The sequence below is a fragment of the Halomonas sp. WWR20 genome (genome assembly GCF_054602495.1).
The window spans coordinates 1-17,542 of the sequence record NZ_JBTRHR010000016.1 but is presented as its reverse complement, the minus strand read 5'-3'; the positions used below and the strand labels follow the sequence as shown (position 1 = coordinate 17,542).

The following is a 17,542-nucleotide window of genomic DNA, read 5'->3' as shown; positions in this document are numbered from 1 at the left end:
GAGCCCTGCATGCCTGCTTCCCCCTTGCCTCCCGAGCGTTACGTCGAACTGCAAGCGCTGGCGTTGCGTGCCCGTCGCGGCGAGGCGCCGGAACTCAAACTCTCGCCCAAGGGGCTGGCGCTGTTGGAAGGGCTGCTTACCACGCCTGAGGCAGCGGGACTTTCGAGTATCTCGCAATTGGCCGGACGCCATGGCGTCAATGCCTCGAGCCTGACGCGCCTGTCGCATGCGCTGGGCTTTTCCGGCTTCAAGGCGATGCAGGCGCTGTTCCGTAATGATCTGGCCGGGAGCGCCTTCTATTCGACCCGGGCGGAGCGACTGCTCGACTTTGGCGAGATGCCGCAGGCGATGGCCGACGAGTCGGGGAAGGATTCGGCCTTGTGGCAGCAGGAGATGGCCAATCTGTCGGCGGCGGTGGAAGGCCTCGACACGACGCGCCTTGAAGCGGCCGTGCAGCAGATCATCGAGGCCCGGCATATCCATGTGGTAGGGCTGCGGGCCAGCTTCGGCGCGGCGCACTACCTTGCGTACTACCTGGATTATTTGCGCGACGGGGTACAGCTGGCTTCGCTGCAGGCGGGCGTCGGCGTGGAGCATGTGCTGCGCCTGGGGCCGGAGGATCTGGTCATCGGCATTGCCTTTCGGCCGGAAACCCGCGCCAGCGTGGAATACTGTCGCTTGGCGACGGAGCAGGGCGCCTCGCTGGTCGCGCTCAGCAACCATAGCAATGCGCAACTGGCAGGGCTGACCGACACATTGCTGGTGGCTCCCGCCGAGGGTCCGTTTTTCTTCAATCCGATGGGCAGCCTGTTCCTGCTGGTGGAGTTGCTGCTGTCGCGTGTCGCGCATGGCATGGGATCCACTGCGGTGAGCGCCATCCGCCGGCGCGAGGCGCTGATCCAGCGCCTCGCTATCGAATAACCTACCCACTCTGATAGAAGGTTGCCGCATGAATCCCACCGTTACCGGTTATGACCACCCTTCGCCTGCTGCCGCGCAGTGGCTGCAATACAGCTACGGCGATGCTCAGGAGGCGACACGCGCGTCCGACACGCTATTGATCAATGAGCAGTCGCGGCTCCTGGAAGCGCAAGGCCGGCATATCGTCAAGTTCGGCTTCGGCCAATCACCGTTTCCGGTGTTTGAGCCCGCGGTGAAGGCTCTGGCTCGGCATGCCGGTGACAAGGCGTACCTGCCAGTACAGGGATTGGCGTCCCTACGAGCGCAAGTGGCGGCTTTCCACCGCCGTATGGATGCCACGCCATGGGAGGCGGATCGGGTCATGATCGCCCCGGGCAGCAAGCTGTTGCTGTTCACGCTGATGAAAGCGTTGCCACCGACCGAGATACTGATTTCCGCACCGGCCTGGGTCTCCTATGCACCGCAGGCCAGAATGGCCGGTCAGCAGGCGGTGCGTATGGAAACCGCCTTCGCCACGCGCTGGCAAATCACGCCGCAGCAGCTCGATGCGCACTGCCGGGCGGGTGGCCCCCGGCTGAGGCTGCTGGTGCTCAACGCCCCGGGCAATCCCACCGGATTGTCGATGAGCGCATCGATGCAGCGCGACCTGGCGAACGTGGCTCGCCGACATGGGGTGCTGGTGCTGTCCGATGAGATCTACGCGATGTTGCATCATCAGGGCGAGCATCGGGCCTTCGCCCGCGACTATCCGGAGGCCACGGTGACGACCAGTGGCCTATCCAAGTGGTGCGGCGCCGGGGGCTGGCGTCTGGGTGTGGCCCACGTGCCAACGGCGTTGGGGGATGAGTTGCTGGCGCGCATGCTGGGCGTGGCCTCGGAGACTTGGTCGAGTGTGGCCAGCCCCGTGCAGGAAGCAGCCGTTACCGCCTACGATGCAACCCCCGAATTGCTGGCCTACGTACAACGACAGCGGGACATCTTGCGCGACGTTGGCCAATGGTGTGCGGCACGCCTCAATCAGGCGGGCATTCGCACTCATATGCCCGAGGGCGGTTTCTATGTGTTTGCGGATTTCGAGACGCACCGCAAAAATCTGGCGGCGAGGGGGATTGCCACGAGCGTTCAATTGACCTCACGCTTGCTTGAGGAACGGGGCGTGGCCCTGTTGCCGGGATCGGCGTTCGGTTGTGCTCCCGAGCAGTTGACGGTCCGGCTCGCCTATGTGGATTTCGATGGAGAGGCTGCGATGAAAGCGGATACGCCTGAAACGGGGCAATGGGTGGAGCTTCCTGCCTTCGCGCGCCTGCGTCAGGGGATGGAATCGATGATCGGCTGGCTCTGATGAGTGCTCGTATCGTTGCTTGTCGCCAGCCTGCGACGGGCTTGGTGACATTTACACTTCATTTTTCAATATGTTACAAGAAAGGTGGAACTAAGCAGGCGTGAGTGCGTCACACTTGGGTACACACATTGCAATACCTTGGAGGTTTTCATGCAACGGATCACTGCATTCTTGTCGGCTGCGCTACTGGCCACGGGCATGGCGGCTGTACCGGCCATCGCTCAGGAGAATTCTGACACTGCCGGTGGCGCAGGCGCTGCTCAATCCCAGGCACAGAATTTTTCCGACGAGCAGCTGCAGCAGTTCGCGGATGTTTCTCAGGAAATCGCCAGCATTTCTCAGGAATATACCGGTCAGTTGCAGAATGCGGAAGACGAAGCCGCTCAGCAGCAGATTCGTCAGGAAGCCAATGACGCTATGGTAGGTGCAGTACAGGATAGCGGCATGAGCATTGAAGAGTTCAACAACATTGGGCAGGCGATTCAGCAGGATCCCCAGCTAATGCAGCGTGTACAGCAGATGGCGCAGCAGCAACAGTAAGCGGCATGACGTCAGGCATGGCGGACATCCCTAAAGGCCACCCATCGAGGTGGCCTTTGTTTAGGTTATGAGGTTGTTTAACCTTAATCCTTAAAACAAAGGTATTTTTGACCAGCCATAACTAGCCATCATTGAAATTAAAAAAGCCTACCGTATTTGCGGTAGGCTTTTGCAGCGAAACTGCACACAAAGGCTATGGCAGTTTAATTGTCTCGATCGTTATCGATCGCTTCGCTGGCGTTATCAAGAATATCGGAAGTCACGTCCTTGGTACTCTCCCAAGCGCTGGCTGCTCCCTCTTTGGTGTTTTGCCAAGCACTTGAGGCACCTTCTTGGGTATTTTCCCACGCTTGAGCGGATTGGTTCTTGGCTGCGGTCCACCACTGGTTATTATACTCGGGCAACTGTTCTATCTCGTCGCGGCTCATGTCGAGGTATACCCGATAGCCCAAGTTATCCAGACTGGCGTTTTCCGTAGTCTCGACCGTAAACTGTCCCTTTTCGACCACGTAATCGTTGTCGCCTATGTCAAGTACACCGCCAGCTTCGAATATCAAGGCCTGAACGCTCATGTCTTCGCCAAGCAGGATATCTTCGACGTCGCCGATATCTTCGTCACGATTATCATTGAGATAGACGTCGGCATCCATTAACTCATCGGCGGAATACAGCCCTTGAGGTTGGGGGGGCTGTTGCGAGTCTTGGGCCAGTGCATTACCGCTCGCAGCTAGACCGCCAGCGATGAGGGCAGTGACAATGGCATGATAGAGTGGTTGACGCATAGTAGGTGCTCCTTGCTTTCCAAGTGGGCGCTGCGAAATGCGGACTCGTGCAACGCTTGCTGATGACAGGCTTACCTGATCATCGTTAATGCCAGGATATCCTTCCCGGCATCATTCTTCCTCCATCCCGTCGTATAGTCTTTCTATATCAAACCTTTCTATATCAGGACAGCGGGCTAGGTCTCGATTGAATATGATCTTCGCTTTTACAACAAGTTCAATGATAACCCTGTCGGCTGCTGGTCTTTTGCATAACTATGTAAAGCATAAGAGGATATTATGAATTTTCAAGCTCGTTTCCATTGATCACGCTCCAAGAAGACAGCTTTGCCCGCGGTATTTTAGCTTGGTGGCGAGCAGCTTCTTGCCGGTTGGCCGTAGATGAACAAATCGGCTATTTTGATAATCTCGTACATAAGATATCTTGTGGATTGAATTCTACCGCTGTGGATTTGGAAAAGGCTGTGGTGCGTTTTGTCTGACGGAGGCGCAAACCTTCAGGCGGCGCTTAGGGATAGTTTCTTGACAAGGAGAAAACAGCATGTCCGAGATGAAAAGGGTAAAGCCGTTATTGGCGGCGATGACCTTGGTGCTAGGCAGCTTGGCATTGTCCGGGTGCGGCGATGACGAAACACCGGAGCAGGTTGAACAGAATCAGGGGGCCAGCAGCCCCTCGGAGGACCGCAATGAAGTCCTCGCCACGGATAGTGAAAGGGAGGTTATCCTCAGCGACGAGGACACCATTGGCGGTGAGGATGACAGCATCGACAGTCAGGAAGCGCTTTCGGCCCGCTCCGGGGAGGACCCACAGGTAACGGGATCGGCGGATGATCGTCAACGCAGCCGCCCCGAACAGGATGAAGATCCGGTTGAACCGGAGCCGAGCGAACAGGACTCCTTTGACGACACCACTGCCGGAGGCACTGCAGGAGGGTCGTTGGTTGACGAGGACCCGGACGAGGAACGTTAAGTCACGCCGCGCATTCGGGCGGCATCGTCAGGGTATAGCTTGAATTCTAGCCCGGCTTATGCCGGGCGTTTCAGGGAAAACAGGTCGGTGCAACGGATATAGTCGGCACCGGCCATACGACCTATGGGCCGAAGCGTATCGATATCGATGTGACGCCCATCCCAGACGCGGTCATCGGCGTGGATCGTCACGACTTCGGCGAGCACCAGGCAGCCGGCTCGAGGCTGATCGCCGAACTCGACGATACTATGCAGTCGACAGCCAAACGCAATCGGAGCGGTTGCGATTCGCGGCACCTTGAGCGTTCCCAGAGAGGCCTTGGCAAGTCCGGCATGCAGGAATTCATCTTCGCCGTACCTCAGCGAAGCGCTGGTGGCGTTGAGCGACTCGATGAGGTCGGCCCCGCCGATATGGATTACGCACTCCGGGATGTCGCGCAGGTTGCGAATGGTGTCCTTGGGCTGTCCGGTTTCGCCCAACAGGGGCGAAAAGGCCAGAATGGGCGGTGTGACACTGGCAACATTGAAAAACGAGAACGGCGCGAGGTTGGCATGACCTGCAGCGCCGAGGGTGGATACCCAAGCGATGGGCCGTGGGGCGATGCTACCGGAAAGCAGGCGATAGAGATTGCCTGGATCCAGCGTCGAGGCGTTGAGTTCCATAAGAATCCTCGTGGCGAGAGTCGATGTGGCATTATCCCACCATGTCATGCCGGCGGCGTCCAGCGGGCCGGGTTTGATGAACGGTTTCGTAACGCTTGCAGTTGTGCCGTCATGAAGCTTTATTGAAAAGAAGCCAGACGCTATCGAGACGTCTCGATATGCGCTGCTTACGTGTAAATGCCTCTGACAGGGAGTAAAGGCATGTTCAATACCAGGCGCTTCAGAGCGATGCTGATCGGCGTGTTACTCACGTCCAGTGGCTTGGTGCTATCCGGCTGTGGCGATGATGAGGCCGATGAATCGGCCGAGACCTCCATCGAAGACGTGAAGGATGCGCAGTCCGACACGGAATATGCGACAGATCAGGGGTCCGGCAGCCCCGACCAGGATGAGGAGAATCCGGTATTGAGCGGTGAGGCGCCGGTTCAAGGCGGCAATCAACGAGGTGCCATGGGCCAGGATGGCGGTACTCTGGCAGGTGAAGGCAGCAGTAAAAGTGGCCAGAGCGGTATCATGCAAGGGCTGGACAGCTCGCACGGTGCTCAAGGGGGCACTATTGGTGGCGAGCCTGGCAATCCCGGGCAGCCGGAGGAGGTGCCGCAAACGCCCCAATAACCTGGCCCTGATTAAAGCAAGAAAACCAGCTGTAAGGGCAAATAGATAAACGCCAGCAGGGTGGAACAAAATACCAGGCTGGCGACATATTCGGGCTCGCGTTGGGCGCGTTGGGCAAAAAGGTAATTGTAGACCGCCACCGGCATGCTCATCTGCAGTACCAATACGCTCTGAGCCAATGGCGGGAGTTCCAGTACATAGCCAACGCCTAGGGCAACCGACGTTGCCACCAAGGTTCTCAGGAGGCTGAAGCTCAGACCGGATTTGAGCCTCTTGACCTGAATGCTGGCCAGCGAAACGCCTAGCGTGATCAGCATCAGCGGCACGGTAAAGCCGGACATCAACCCGACGGTGTTGGCCAGCCACTTGGGGAGATGAGTGTCCGTCAGCATCAGTACTACCGCGAAGCTGATGCTATAGATGGTCGGCGTGCGAAGCAGGGCTTTCAGGGGATTTTGCCGACTGCTGATCAGGACGCCGAACGTGAACTGGACCAGCGCGACGGTTACCATGACGGTTATCGCATAGGCGAATCCCGCCTCCCCGAAGGCATATAGCGAGACCGGCAAGCCCATGTTGCCGGTGTTGGGATACATCATCGGCGAGATCACGACCCGCCAGTTCTTACCCAGCAACTTGGCCATCCCGAAAGCTGCGACCGCCATCACCGACAGGACGCTCAGCGTGCCGAGCATGGTCTGCCCGAAGGAGTGAGGGTCGATACGGGCGCTTGCCAGTGATGCCAGGATCAGCGAAGGCGTTCCGATATTGAAGACCAGCTTGGTCACGAAATCGGTCGGATAATGATAACCCAAGCGGACCCAGAAAAAGCCGATACTGGCGCCAAACAGGACGGGTGCCATAACGGCGAACAGTTCGGCAAGCATGGGTCATCCCTGTAGTCATTCGATTCAGGCCGCTAGCCGGCCAAGACGGCAAAATCCTTATTGTCCTTAAACGCCACGGCAAAATCCAACGTGGATCTCGCATGCATGGGCGTTGCCGAGTGCTGCCTGGGCATGGGCGACGCTAAGCCTGTCGCTACGGTACGCTGGCGTACGGCGCCTGACTTTTATACAGTGAAAAGCCCAACCCTGAATATTGATCGCATATCAAGCCATATAAGGCTCAAGGAGGATGACCTGTCGATGTCGAACGCAGAAACGTTCCTTTCGTGTCCCCTGCCTCCGAGAGGCGATGCCTGGGCGCTGTTTCTCGACCTGGACGGCACGCTAAGTCCTCTCATGGCCAAACCCACCGATGTGGTCCTCGAAATGCAGCTGCTCGAGTTGCTGAGTACGCTGCATGAACGGTTGGGCGGAGCGCTGGCGGTTGTCAGCGGACGTTCCATTCAGGATCTATCGCGCTTGTTGGCGCCTCTCGAGCTGCCTCTGGCAGGCCAGCATGGCGCCGAGCGGTGCGATAGCATCAACGGTTATTCGCTGAACGAGCCCGACCATGAGACGTTAGAGAAAGCGCGTGAGGAACTGAGCCGCCTGCTCGAGGCGCATCCCGAGTTGGAACTGGAGGACAAGGGCGCGAGTCTCGCCCTGCATTATCGTAACGCTCCCGACAAACTGGAGGTGATCGAACAGCAGTTGCAGCACCTGCGCGACACCTTAGGCGAAGCGCTGACCATGCATGGCGGCAAGTTCGTCTTCGAATTGCGCACCACCTCCTGCAACAAGGGCGAGGCGATTCATCAGTTCATGAAGGAGGCGCCCTTTGCCTCCCGGACACCGGTGTTCATCGGTGATGATTTGACCGACGAGGACGGTTTTGCGGCGGTCAACGCACTGGACGGGCATTCGATCAAGGTAGGGGAGGGAGCGACGCGTGCTACCTATCGGCTTGAGGATACCCAAGCCGTAGAGGCTTGGCTAAACGCCTGCCTGGCCCAGCTCGCAGAGGATTAGAATCATCGGCGTCTGGCTTGATAACAGGAGGATATGCCACCACTGAGAAACTCGATACGCAGAAGGCTGCCTGGCGATGCATTGGCATGGCACGGCGCCCCGGCCGAAGGTCATAGGGTCGGATAGGACACACATGGCCAACAATCATTTATCAGAGGAAGTTTTTCTCATGTCCAAGGAACAGGATAACGCGCTGATTGTGGTCTCCAATCGAGTACCGGCTCCCAAAAGCTCTGGGGGCAGTCAGGGGGGACTTGCCGTTGGCGTAATGAATGCCCTGCAGAAGAATGAAGGGTTGTGGGTCGGTTGGAGCGGAGAAATCGATCAGGACCGAGATGCGCAGCTCAATCATTACACCTTCGACTCGGTACGTTTTGCAACGTTTCCTTTAACCGAGCAGGACCACCAGACTTTCTATGTCGGGTTCTCCAACGAGGTGCTCTGGCCACTGTTTCACTACCGCACCGACAAGGTGGAATACAATCGGGAAAACCTCGAAGGTTATCTGCGCGTCAGTCAGCGATACGCACGTCATGTGGCCACGCTGGTAGAACCGCATTCGCGTATCTGGGTCCATGATTATCAGTTGATCCCGCTGGGGCACTTTCTACGCCAGGCGGGCGTCGACGCGCCTATCGGGCATTTCCTGCATACGCCATTTCCACCGTGGGATGTGCTGCGCATTCTTCCCGACTATGAAAACCTGCTGCGCTATTTCAGCGCCTACGATGTCATCGGTTTCCAGACGGAATGCGATCTGCGTAATTTCCGCGACTGCATGCAGCATGGGTTCGACGCGGTCTTTCACGATGATGGCACGATAGAAGCCGAGGGGCGGCGCTTCAAGGCGGAAGCTTTTCCCATTTCGATCGATATCGAGTCTGCCCAGGAGATGGCCAAGCGAGGCGTGGAAACCAATACCGGCAAGCGGCTGGCGAACTCCTTGCGGGACCGCACGCTGGTGATGGGGGTCGACCGCCTCGATTACAGCAAGGGTGTCTACAAGCGCTTCCAGGCTTTCGAGCGTCTTCTGGAGAAGGCCGAACATCAGCACGGCCATGTGGTGTTCATCCAGATCTCGCCACCCTCGCGCACTGACGTTCAGGAATATGCGGATTTGCGCATCGAGCTCGAACGTGTCGCCGGCCATGTCAATGGGCGTTTCGCGGACTATGACTGGACACCGCTGCGTTACCTCAACCGCGGATACAGCCGCGAATCGATCCTGGGCTTTTTGCGCTTGAGCCGGGTCGGTTTCCTGACTCCGCTACGCGACGGTATGAACCTGGTGGCCAAGGAGTTCGTGGCGGCCCAGGATCCGGAGGATCCTGGAGTGCTGGTACTTTCCCATCTGGCCGGGGCCTCATGGGAATTGAAAGAGGGGGCTCTGGTCTGCAACCCCTATGACACCGAAGGGGTCGCCGACATGTTGGAGCAGGCCCTGGTCATGCCGCTGGAGGAGCGCAAAGAGCGCTGGCAGAGCATGATGAATGTGCTGCGCAAGAACGACATTCATCAGTGGTGCCAAGCGTTTCTCGGCGCGCTGGGCGATATCCGACAGCCCCAGAGGGATCAATTGCAGCTGCCGGATTGACGCGTTTCGCGGAGGCGATATTAGGAAAACGGGGCCTTTAATTCTCGCTTCAACCCGTTGTATGGAAAACCGCCCTTGACCATGGGCGGTTTTTCGTAAGAATCGGAGAGCCATTTCACCTGCATCAGGACTCTCCATGGAGCTTCTCCGCGTCGTCTTTCGCCATTACCGCTGGCCATTTATCGCTGTCATGGTACTGAGCCTGGTCAGTGCTGGCTTGGGGATAAGCGTCATTGCCTTCATCAATCAGCGGCTGATCGAATCGGTCGGCAGCCCCACGGTGATACTGCCCCAATTTATCGGGTTGATCGTGCTGCTATTGATTGTCTCGCTGGGTGCACAGCTGGCCCTGACGATGCTGGGGCATTTCTTCGTCTATCATTTGCGGGGCCGTCTGATCAAAAGGATTCTCGATACCGATATCGAGCGCCTCGAGCAGTTGGGTAGCGCGCAGTTGCTTGCCAGCCTGTCCAGCGACATTCGCAACATCACCATCGCTTTCGTGCGGCTGCCCGAACTCGTCCAGGGCATTGTTCTGACGCTAGCTTCGATCGCTTATCTGGGATGGCTCTCGCCGCCGATGCTGATGGTCACGATGGTCTGGATCGGTGTCACCGTGGCGGTGAGCTGGTGGCTGGTCTCTAAGGTCTATCAGCATTTCAGTTGTGTACGCGAGGCCGAGGATCGGCTCTATCAGGATTTCGAATCGATCATCGACGGACGCAAGGAGCTTACGCTCAATCGCTATCGCGCCCAGCACTTGTTCGAACAGGTCTATACGAACGACTCCCGGGATTACCGCTACCACATCATCCGCGCGGATACCTATCACCTCAGCGCCAATAACTGGACCAACATCATGATGCTCGGTGCAATCGGCGTGGCTTTCTTCCTCGCCAACGGGCTGGGCTGGTCGAATACCACGGTGGCGGCAACCTTCGCCTTGACCATTCTGTTTCTGCGCACACCCTTGATTCAGGCGGTCGGCGCGCTACCGACGTTGATCAGCGCCCAGGTCGCTTTCGATAAACTCAAAGCACTGGAGCTGGCCGACTACCGAGCGGATTTTCATGGCGATGTCGCGCCGCCCGACTGGCACGTCATCGAGCTATGTGGCGTCAATTACCGCTATGCCGCGAAGGGCAACCGGGAAGGTTTCGAAGTGGGGCCCGTGAATCTGCGTCTGGAGCGTGGCGAACAGGTGTTTCTGATTGGCGGCAACGGCAGCGGCAAGTCGACCCTGGCCCGTTTGTTGACCGGCTTGTACCGCCCCTTGTCGGGAGAAATACGCGTCGACGGGCAGCCGGTCTCGCCGGAGCAGTGGGATACCTTCCGCCAACGCTTCGCGGCGGTATTTACCGACTTTCATCTTTTCGATCGAGTTATCGGGGCGCAGGGGGAGTCGGTGAATTCCGCATTCCTCGAGACTTGGCTGGATCAGCTCGAGATGCGTGAGAAGCTGCAGTTCGAGGGGGCGCGCGTAGTCAGTACCCGGCTTTCCCAAGGTCAGCGCAAACGGTTGGCCTTGCTGCTGGCCCTGGCCGAGCAACGTGACATTCTGGTGCTCGACGAGTGGGCCGCCGATCAGGATCCCGTGTTCCGACGCATCTTCTATCGTGAATTGCTGCCGCGCTTTCGCGAGATGGGCAAGACGGTTTTCGCCATCAGCCATGACGACCACTATTTCGAGCACGCCGACCGGCTGCTGGAAATGCGGGCTGGCCAGCTCACCGAATTGACCGGCGAGATGCGTGCTCAGGTCAGCCGCGATGCCGTCGCTCGGATAGGCGAGGCATAAAGGCGCCACAATGCCTAACCGTTCTCCTGAAAAGCCGTGGCGTTGACGCAGAATAATTGTGGGCCTAAATAAAAATATTTATCATGTGCATCAGTGTTTCGTCTCGCCGAACACGTTGTCCCGCGTGACGCGCCGAACTTTTCCGCCAAGTCTCGCATCGCTGCATAACCGAGGAGTCGTCATGTCCCGTTCCCTGCCCCCCGTCGGGTCCTTCAATGTTCTGTCGTCCCAGGCCCGCCGTCGACTGGCGCGGAGCCTCCCCGGTATGCTGCTGCTGGCTGCACCATTAACCGCTCTGGCCCAGGGCAGTGCTCAGGAAGAGTCGCTGGATACCGTGGTGGTGGTCGGAACGGCGTTGAAGGTGGCCACGCCCATGCTGGAGACGCCCCGGTCCACCTCGGTAGTAACCGATCAAGAACTACAGGAGCGGGCCGTCAATGATTTCGACGAGACGTTTCGCTATCGTGCCGGGGTGATTTCGGCGCCCTACGGTGACGACAATAAGGCGGACTGGTTCGTGCTGCGCGGCTTCGATGCCGGCGACGCCATTTACCAGGATGGCCTGCGGATGTTCCGTGAGGGCGGATACTTCTGGTGGCTGACCGAGCCGTTCGGCCAGGAGCGGGTCGAACTGCTCAAGGGGCCGGCGTCGATTCTCTACGGCGAGGCGCCTCCCGGCGGGGTGATCAACAGCATCAGCAAGCGTCCCACCGAGGAGGCGCGCGGGCTCTTCGAGGTCGAGGCTGGCAGCGACGATCATCGCCAGGTGGGCATCGACACCTCCGGGCCGTTGGCGGGCACCGATGATGTCCGCTATCGCGTGGTGGGGCTGTTTCGCGAAGGCGACAACGAGATCGACGGCACCGACAACGAGCGTATCTACTTCGCCCCCAGCCTGTCGGTCGACCTGACGGACGATACCCGCATCACCTTCCTGGCCAGTTACATGAAGGACCACGGGGTACCCACCAATGGCTTCTTCCTGCCCTATGGTTCGCTCAACGACACCCCGTTCGGCCGTGTCGATCCGCAGACCAATCTCGGCGAGCCAGGGTATGACCGGCGCGAGCACAAGCAGATATCCCTGGGCTACGAGTTCGAGCATGATTTCGACGATACCTGGTCCTTCCAGCAGAACCTGCGTTACAGCGAACTCGAGCTGCTGCTGCGCGGTGTCTATGCCTCCAGTCTCGGTTATGCAGATCCTGACGATTCCAGCAATTGGATCAATGATGGCCGCAGCGTGACCCGGGGTTTGACCTACCGTGACGGGGAATACGATGCCCTGACCGTCGACAACCGGCTGATCGGCAAGTGGTTCACCACCAATACCGAGAATACCCTGCTGTTGGGCGTGGACTATCAGGATTTCGACCTCAGCTACCAGAACGGCGATAGCTTCAACTTCGGGGAACCGTTCGATATCTTCGACCCCGAATACGGCAATTACACACCGGTGACCGATATGGATCACTACGAGCAGGGCAAGGAACAGTTGGGGCTGTACGTGCAGGATCAGCTGCGCCTGTACGATCGCTGGGTTCTGCTGGCCGGGATGCGCCATGATTCGGTCGATGTGACCAATCGCAGTGGGGCAGGAGAAGATAGTAGCTATGACGACGATCAGATGTCCTTCAGCGGTGGCGTCATGTACCTCGGCGATTACGGCATCTCGCCCTATCTAAGCTACAGCGAATCCTTCAATCCGCAGATCGGCTACGACCCCGACGGCAACGCCTACGAGCCTAGTGAAGGCGAGCAGTGGGAAGTGGGGGTCAAGTACGCGCCCGACTGGCTCGATGGCTACGTGACCGCGGCGGCCTTCGATCTCAAGGAAACCAATACGCTTTATGTCAGTGGTGAATCCAGCAACCGGCAGGGCGGCGAGCGGCATTCCCAGGGCTTCGAACTCGAGGGCGTGGGCTATCTGACCGACCAGCTCCAGGTGAAGGCTGCCTACACCTATACCGATACCAAGGTGGATATCAGCGAAGCGCAAGAAGACCTGCGCGCCGGGGGCATTCCGCGCCACCAGGCGTCGCTGTGGCTCGACTATGGATTCGAGGGTGGCGTACTCAATGGTCTGGATCTCGGCGGTGGAGTGCGTTACGTCGGCGAGAGCGTCGATGCGCCGCAGTACAGCGATGCCGAGGTCGACTCCTATACGGTGTACGATGCCATGGCGCAGTATGCCATCAACGATCAATGGACGGCGCAGCTCAACGTCAAGAACCTCACCGACAAGGAGTACATCAGCAACTGCAACTACTGGTGCTACTACGGTGAATCGCGTAGCGTCGTCGGCAGCCTCAAGTATCGCTGGTAGGAAACAGGAGGCAACGGCCAGACCGAAGGCCCATGATAGCGGGCCCGAGGGATGACTAAGCGATAGCGGTCAGGAAACCAACGAAACGTCCCGCCATATGGCGGGACGTTTCGTTGAGGCTATGGTTAAGGCACCAATGGGATACCCCGCGATCAGGCCGTCAGCAGGCTGGCATCCTCCGTATCGGCGACGCCCAGCAGAAGGGCGGGAAGCTCCATGGGAGTCGACGTTTCTGAAGATGACGTATCCAGAGCCGTCTCCTGGTCAGTGATGACTTCAGCCGGCTCCGAGTCGTCAGTAGCTGACATTGCCGAGAAAGCCGCTTCACGGTCCAAGGTGAATGATTGAAGGTTCATGGAGCCACCGTTGAAGGACAGGCGCAGGGTCTGTTCGCCGGCCTGCAGGTCGAGCTCCAGCGTCTGGGTGGTGACGAAGTCGTTCCAGTCGCCGGAACTGGGCACCGCAACGGGACCGGAATCCTCATAAAAGCTTCCGTCCTGTTCCACCGAGGCCGTAATCGAACGCCCCGCGTTCGGCGTCGCGACCAGAAACGACAGATCGTAGGTACCGGCCTCCTCGACATCGAGGGTATATTCGACCCACTCTTCATCGCGGATCCAGCCGATCGCGGTACCTTCATTCAGGATATCGACACCCTCCTGGCGGTAATCGCTACCCAGTTGAGCCGCCTCGGTATCGCTGTAAGCGATATCCTGTCCCCCCTCGTCGAACAGCACGGCATCAAGGGTAAGGGTATCGCCTACCTGCCACGGGGTATGGTCGGTATTGAAGGGGAGCTGTCCCGATGCATTGTCCGGCTCCAGAGCCAACTCGAAGGAAGCCAGGTTCTGCGAACCGCCATTGAAGGTCAGCCGCAGTACCTGCTCTCCAGCGTTGAGGTCGACCTGGATGGCGTCGCTGTCGGTATACGCGTCCCAACTGCCGCTGTATTCGGTGACGATGGGAGAGGTCGTGATATAGGTCTCGTTGTCCTGGGTAAAGGCGGCCGTGATGGAGCGCCCACCATCCTGGTTACCCAGCGCTGTCAGGAATGACAGGTCATAGGTGCCGGCCTGCGTTATATCGAGGGTGTACTCCAGCCATTCGCCATCCGTCACCCAACCGACGGCGTCGCCAGCGCCCAGAATGTCGACCCCCTCACCGCGGAAGTCGCTTCCCAGTTGGGCTTCGCTGCTGTCGTGATAGGCGATCCCCTGACCCCCTTCGTCATAGAGGGCGGCACCCAGCGATAGCCCGTCCTGATCGACGAGCCAGGGTTGCTGGGCGTCGTTGTGGGGTTGCTGCTCGGTAGTCCCATCCTGCGTATCCAGGAAGTTCGGGGCGCCGTCGCCATCATTGTCGTCGTAGAGGTCGACACGACCGTTGCCATCGGCATCTTCCGTCCCGGAGGGATCGTAGGTTTGGACGTTTTCTACCAGGAAGATGTTGTCGTTGTAGTCGTAATTCACTCCCGCGTAGTCCTGAATGACGATGTAGGTGTCGGGGATGACATTACCGGCACCGTCTTTGGCGACATAAACCCGAATCAGGTGACCGTCGTTCTCGTTCCAGTTGAGGTTGGTTCCGGGGTTACCGATAGCGTCGACGCTATCCTCGTAAAGGTTCGCGTCGGGGTCGGACCAGGAGATATATCCCTGACGGTCACTGATCTCGGCGAAGAAGCCAAACGGTGCATCGCGATCGAGTGTGGTGGTGGTCAGTAAATCGCCGTCGTCGAGCGTACGGGGGAGTAGTGTCTGGCCGTCGAGTTCATCATGGGCAAGAATCTCGTTGAGATCGCGACTATCGACATCGTGAACGAACAGTCGAGCGATATCCCCCTGGGTGTGATAGGCCGCCAGTTGCGTAATCTTGATCGGCGCACTGCTATCCGCGCGCTGGAAGTAAGGGGCGATAATCTCGTCGCCATTGGCTTCCACCAAGCCGCCCTGGTTCATCTGTGCCTGGGCCACGTCAGTACTGAAGCCAAAGGCATCGACTATTTCCTGAACCGTCGGCTCCTGGCCGTTCTCCGACTGGCCCTGCGCGATCCCCGCGAGTTGGACCACTGCCTGGGGTGTCTCGCTATTATTGGCGTGGACCATCAACGCTGACTCGTAGAGTGAGCCGTCATTGGTATCCTCGGCAATGAAGCGCACCGTCACGTCCAATGAGCCGCCGGCGGGCACCACCAGATTGGTGGTGTCGCCAACGATCTCGAACAGTGAAGGATCGGCTATTTCCAGGCTGGTGATCGTAAAATCGGCAGAGCCGTTGTTACTGATGGTGAATGTCGCTTCGTCGTGGACCTCCTGGCTGTCGTTTGCCGGATTCTCGATACGACTCATGACGAGACGGTCGTCCGAAGGCACGCCGTCAAGGTTCTCGATCGAGAGGTCACCGGCAGCCACGGGCTCGAAGAGGGAAGCCGGCTCGATGCCTTCGATAACGAACATGTTATCGTTGTAGTCGTAGTTGATACCGGTGTAATCCATGATACCGAGATAGGTGTTGGGTATCGCATTGCCGTTGGCGTCCAGCGCCTGGAACATCCTCACGGTGTAGCCACGCTCGATGCCTTCGGCATCTTCCGGCACATCACCGCCTCCCGTCGGGTTGAGCGACGGGTCGGTGGACAATCCTTGAACGATGATGCTGAAGAGGTCATTGCCTTTCCAGCCGTCGGGAATCGTGCCGTTGTCAAAGGTCGCCGTCGCGAACTGCCCGTCGTTCTCGATCGGCAGCAGCGACTGGTTATTATCACCGGCATGATTGGTCAGCTGGACTACCTGCCCCTTGTTGTCGGGGTTATGGATACCCAGGTAGGCGGCGCCGCTGCCGTGAAAAGCGGCAAGCTGGGTGATCTTGGCCGAATCGAACCCGTCGGCAATCTTCCAATAGCGCGATAGCACTTCATCGTCGTTGACCGGGCGGTAGAGGTCGTGATCATTGAGGACGGAATTTTCCCCGGCCTGAACAGTGGGAAGCCCCTCGATGACGTTACCGAAACCGAAGACTTCCCAGACTTCATTGACGTTGGGTTCCCAGCCGCCTTCGTCTCGAGCCTGCCAGAAGCCGGCCAGGTGCATCTCGGCAATGGGAGTGTCGGCGTCGTTGGTCGTTAGCTGCAAAGTCCCCTTGAAAACCCCGTCACCCGCGTCCGTGGAGGGGGGCGTATAGGCGTCCCGATCGAAGAGGATATCGACGGTAACCGATTCGCCGGCTGCCAGTGTCAGATCTTCGAAGATGGTCGGATCGGCCAGTTCGAAAGGCCCTGAGAGGTCGGCTTTAAGTATCGACAGCTCTGCGGTGCCGGTGTTGCTGACCACAACGCTGCCGCTCTCCTTGTAGTCGCGATCCGGGTTCGAGGCGCTGTTGTTTTCCAGGTAATTGAAGTGAATCCGGTCTGCGTAGTATCCGGCATCGTTGCTTTGGAGAGCGATATCCGCATCCGGGTCGCCAGGCGCTGAGCCGCCGATCGGCTCGTCTGCCACCTGTAGCAGGTCGATGTTGGGACCATTGGCATCGGGTGCCGTGATGGCAATGTTATTGGCGCCTGCGTTTAGGGCGACCGTGGTGGTCTGGTAGTACCAGTCATTCTCGGCAGCATTACTCTGACCAGCGAAGGCGAGTGAACCGAGACTGGTGCCATTGACGGTCAGCGCGAGTGGACGGTCGGCCTTGGTAGCCGACAGGGCATATCGGAAGCCGATCTCGTATACGCCAGCCTCGACAGCATTGACCGCCCAGGAGATGGTCTGATCTCCGCTGCCGTCGAAATCGACGAAGCCATCACCGGACGCATTGCGGTCGTCCTCGCTTGCTGACACGACGACGGGACCGTCGAGCTCGGCACTTTCAGCTTCATATTCCGTGTAGCCTGGTGTCGGATCTTCCGGCTCGTCGGGTGTGGTATCGAGCACGAAGTCCGCCGCCGCAGTGGCTTCGTTGCCTGCCGCATCCGTCACGAACAGTGTGGCGGTGACCTCCCCGTCGGGCAGGGCGGAGACATCCACGCTGAACTGGCCGCTGTCATCCGGCACGACGGTGATGCGCTCGCCGTCGTTGAAGCTGAC

The 17,542-nt window shown here is 58.7% G+C and carries 13 protein-coding genes; 9 read left to right on the top strand and 4 right to left on the bottom strand.

Going from position 1 to position 17,542, the window contains the following annotated elements; translation table 11 throughout:
- Positions 1-9 precede the first annotated feature (9 nt).
- From ACW4DH_RS18560 to ACW4DH_RS18550, 3 genes are all read left to right on the top strand, one after another.
- Positions 10-921 (top strand): MurR/RpiR family transcriptional regulator, encoded by a 912-nt coding sequence (locus ACW4DH_RS18560; protein ID WP_459637890.1) that lies wholly within the window; start codon positions 10-12, stop codon positions 919-921.
- A 28-nt stretch (positions 922-949) separates the two neighbouring features.
- Positions 950-2,263 (top strand): pyridoxal phosphate-dependent aminotransferase, encoded by a 1,314-nt coding sequence (locus tag ACW4DH_RS18555; protein ID WP_459637889.1) that lies wholly within the window; start codon positions 950-952, stop codon positions 2,261-2,263.
- A 150-nt stretch (positions 2,264-2,413) separates the two neighbouring features.
- Positions 2,414-2,803: a DUF4168 domain-containing protein gene (locus ACW4DH_RS18550; RefSeq protein WP_459637888.1), complete on the top strand. Its 390-nt coding sequence runs from the start codon at positions 2,414-2,416 to the stop codon at positions 2,801-2,803.
- Positions 2,804-3,006: 203 nt separating this feature from the next.
- On the opposite strand, the gene ACW4DH_RS18545 is transcribed toward ACW4DH_RS18550, so the two are convergent.
- Positions 3,007-3,585, bottom strand: coding sequence for a PRC-barrel domain containing protein (locus tag ACW4DH_RS18545; RefSeq protein ID WP_459637887.1), 579 nt, complete (start codon positions 3,583-3,585; stop codon positions 3,007-3,009).
- 541 nt (positions 3,586-4,126) lie between these two features.
- Here ACW4DH_RS18545 and ACW4DH_RS18540 point away from each other — a divergent pair.
- Positions 4,127-4,555 carry a hypothetical protein gene (locus ACW4DH_RS18540; RefSeq protein ID WP_459637886.1) on the top strand — a complete coding sequence of 143 codons (429 nt, stop codon included), beginning with the start codon at positions 4,127-4,129 and terminating at the stop codon, positions 4,553-4,555.
- A 56-nt stretch (positions 4,556-4,611) separates the two neighbouring features.
- Here ACW4DH_RS18540 and ACW4DH_RS18535 read toward each other — a convergent pair whose 3' ends face one another.
- Positions 4,612-5,217 (bottom strand): flavin reductase family protein, encoded by a 606-nt coding sequence (locus tag ACW4DH_RS18535; protein WP_459637885.1) that lies wholly within the window; start codon positions 5,215-5,217, stop codon positions 4,612-4,614.
- A 201-nt stretch (positions 5,218-5,418) separates the two neighbouring features.
- Between ACW4DH_RS18535 and ACW4DH_RS18530 the strand changes: the two genes are divergently transcribed.
- Complete coding sequence (locus ACW4DH_RS18530) at positions 5,419-5,832, top strand: hypothetical protein (RefSeq protein ID WP_459637884.1); 414 nt, start codon at positions 5,419-5,421, stop codon at positions 5,830-5,832.
- 11 nt (positions 5,833-5,843) lie between these two features.
- Here the strand turns inward: ACW4DH_RS18530 and ACW4DH_RS18525 are convergent, their stop codons facing one another.
- Complete coding sequence (locus tag ACW4DH_RS18525) at positions 5,844-6,719, bottom strand: AEC family transporter (protein ID WP_459637883.1); 876 nt, start codon at positions 6,717-6,719, stop codon at positions 5,844-5,846.
- A 261-nt stretch (positions 6,720-6,980) separates the two neighbouring features.
- On the opposite strand from ACW4DH_RS18525, the gene otsB reads away from it, so the two are divergent.
- The 4 genes from otsB to ACW4DH_RS18505 all read left to right on the top strand — a co-directional run bounded on the left by otsB (position 6,981) and on the right by ACW4DH_RS18505 (position 13,466).
- Positions 6,981-7,748, top strand: coding sequence for a trehalose-phosphatase (gene otsB, locus ACW4DH_RS18520; RefSeq protein WP_459637882.1), 768 nt, complete (start codon positions 6,981-6,983; stop codon positions 7,746-7,748).
- Positions 7,749-7,917: 169 nt separating this feature from the next.
- On the top strand, positions 7,918-9,342 hold the full coding sequence (locus ACW4DH_RS18515) for an alpha,alpha-trehalose-phosphate synthase (UDP-forming) (protein WP_459637881.1): 1,425 nt from the start codon (positions 7,918-7,920) through the stop codon (positions 9,340-9,342).
- Positions 9,343-9,478: 136 nt separating this feature from the next.
- The gene (locus tag ACW4DH_RS18510; RefSeq protein WP_459637880.1) at positions 9,479-11,140 is read left to right on the top strand and encodes a multidrug ABC transporter permease/ATP-binding protein; all 1,662 of its coding nucleotides are present in this window, start codon (positions 9,479-9,481) and stop codon (positions 11,138-11,140) included.
- 181 nt (positions 11,141-11,321) lie between these two features.
- The gene (locus ACW4DH_RS18505; protein WP_459637879.1) at positions 11,322-13,466 is read left to right on the top strand and encodes a TonB-dependent siderophore receptor; all 2,145 of its coding nucleotides are present in this window, start codon (positions 11,322-11,324) and stop codon (positions 13,464-13,466) included.
- 152 nt (positions 13,467-13,618) lie between these two features.
- On the opposite strand, the gene ACW4DH_RS18500 is transcribed toward ACW4DH_RS18505, so the two are convergent.
- Positions 13,619-17,542, bottom strand: a 3,924-nt coding sequence (locus tag ACW4DH_RS18500) for a carbohydrate-binding protein (protein WP_459637878.1), incomplete at its 5' end; no start/stop codon positions are given.

Bases quoted from the DNA above. Each gene is read 5' to 3' on its own strand.
- ACW4DH_RS18560 (WP_459637890.1), top strand. From the start codon at position 10: ATGCCTGCTTCCCCCTTGCCTCCCGAGCGTTACGTCGAACTGCAAGCG.
- ACW4DH_RS18555 (WP_459637889.1), top strand. From the start codon at position 950: ATGAATCCCACCGTTACCGGTTATGACCACCCTTCGCCTGCTGCCGCG.
- ACW4DH_RS18550 (WP_459637888.1), top strand. From the start codon at position 2,414: ATGCAACGGATCACTGCATTCTTGTCGGCTGCGCTACTGGCCACGGGC.
- ACW4DH_RS18545 (WP_459637887.1), bottom strand. From the start codon at position 3,585: ATGCGTCAACCACTCTATCATGCCATTGTCACTGCCCTCATCGCTGGC.
- ACW4DH_RS18540 (WP_459637886.1), top strand. From the start codon at position 4,127: ATGTCCGAGATGAAAAGGGTAAAGCCGTTATTGGCGGCGATGACCTTG.
- ACW4DH_RS18535 (WP_459637885.1), bottom strand. From the start codon at position 5,217: ATGGAACTCAACGCCTCGACGCTGGATCCAGGCAATCTCTATCGCCTG.
- ACW4DH_RS18530 (WP_459637884.1), top strand. From the start codon at position 5,419: ATGTTCAATACCAGGCGCTTCAGAGCGATGCTGATCGGCGTGTTACTC.
- ACW4DH_RS18525 (WP_459637883.1), bottom strand. From the start codon at position 6,719: ATGCTTGCCGAACTGTTCGCCGTTATGGCACCCGTCCTGTTTGGCGCC.
- otsB (WP_459637882.1), top strand. From the start codon at position 6,981: ATGTCGAACGCAGAAACGTTCCTTTCGTGTCCCCTGCCTCCGAGAGGC.
- ACW4DH_RS18515 (WP_459637881.1), top strand. From the start codon at position 7,918: ATGTCCAAGGAACAGGATAACGCGCTGATTGTGGTCTCCAATCGAGTA.
- ACW4DH_RS18510 (WP_459637880.1), top strand. From the start codon at position 9,479: ATGGAGCTTCTCCGCGTCGTCTTTCGCCATTACCGCTGGCCATTTATC.
- ACW4DH_RS18505 (WP_459637879.1), top strand. From the start codon at position 11,322: ATGTCCCGTTCCCTGCCCCCCGTCGGGTCCTTCAATGTTCTGTCGTCC.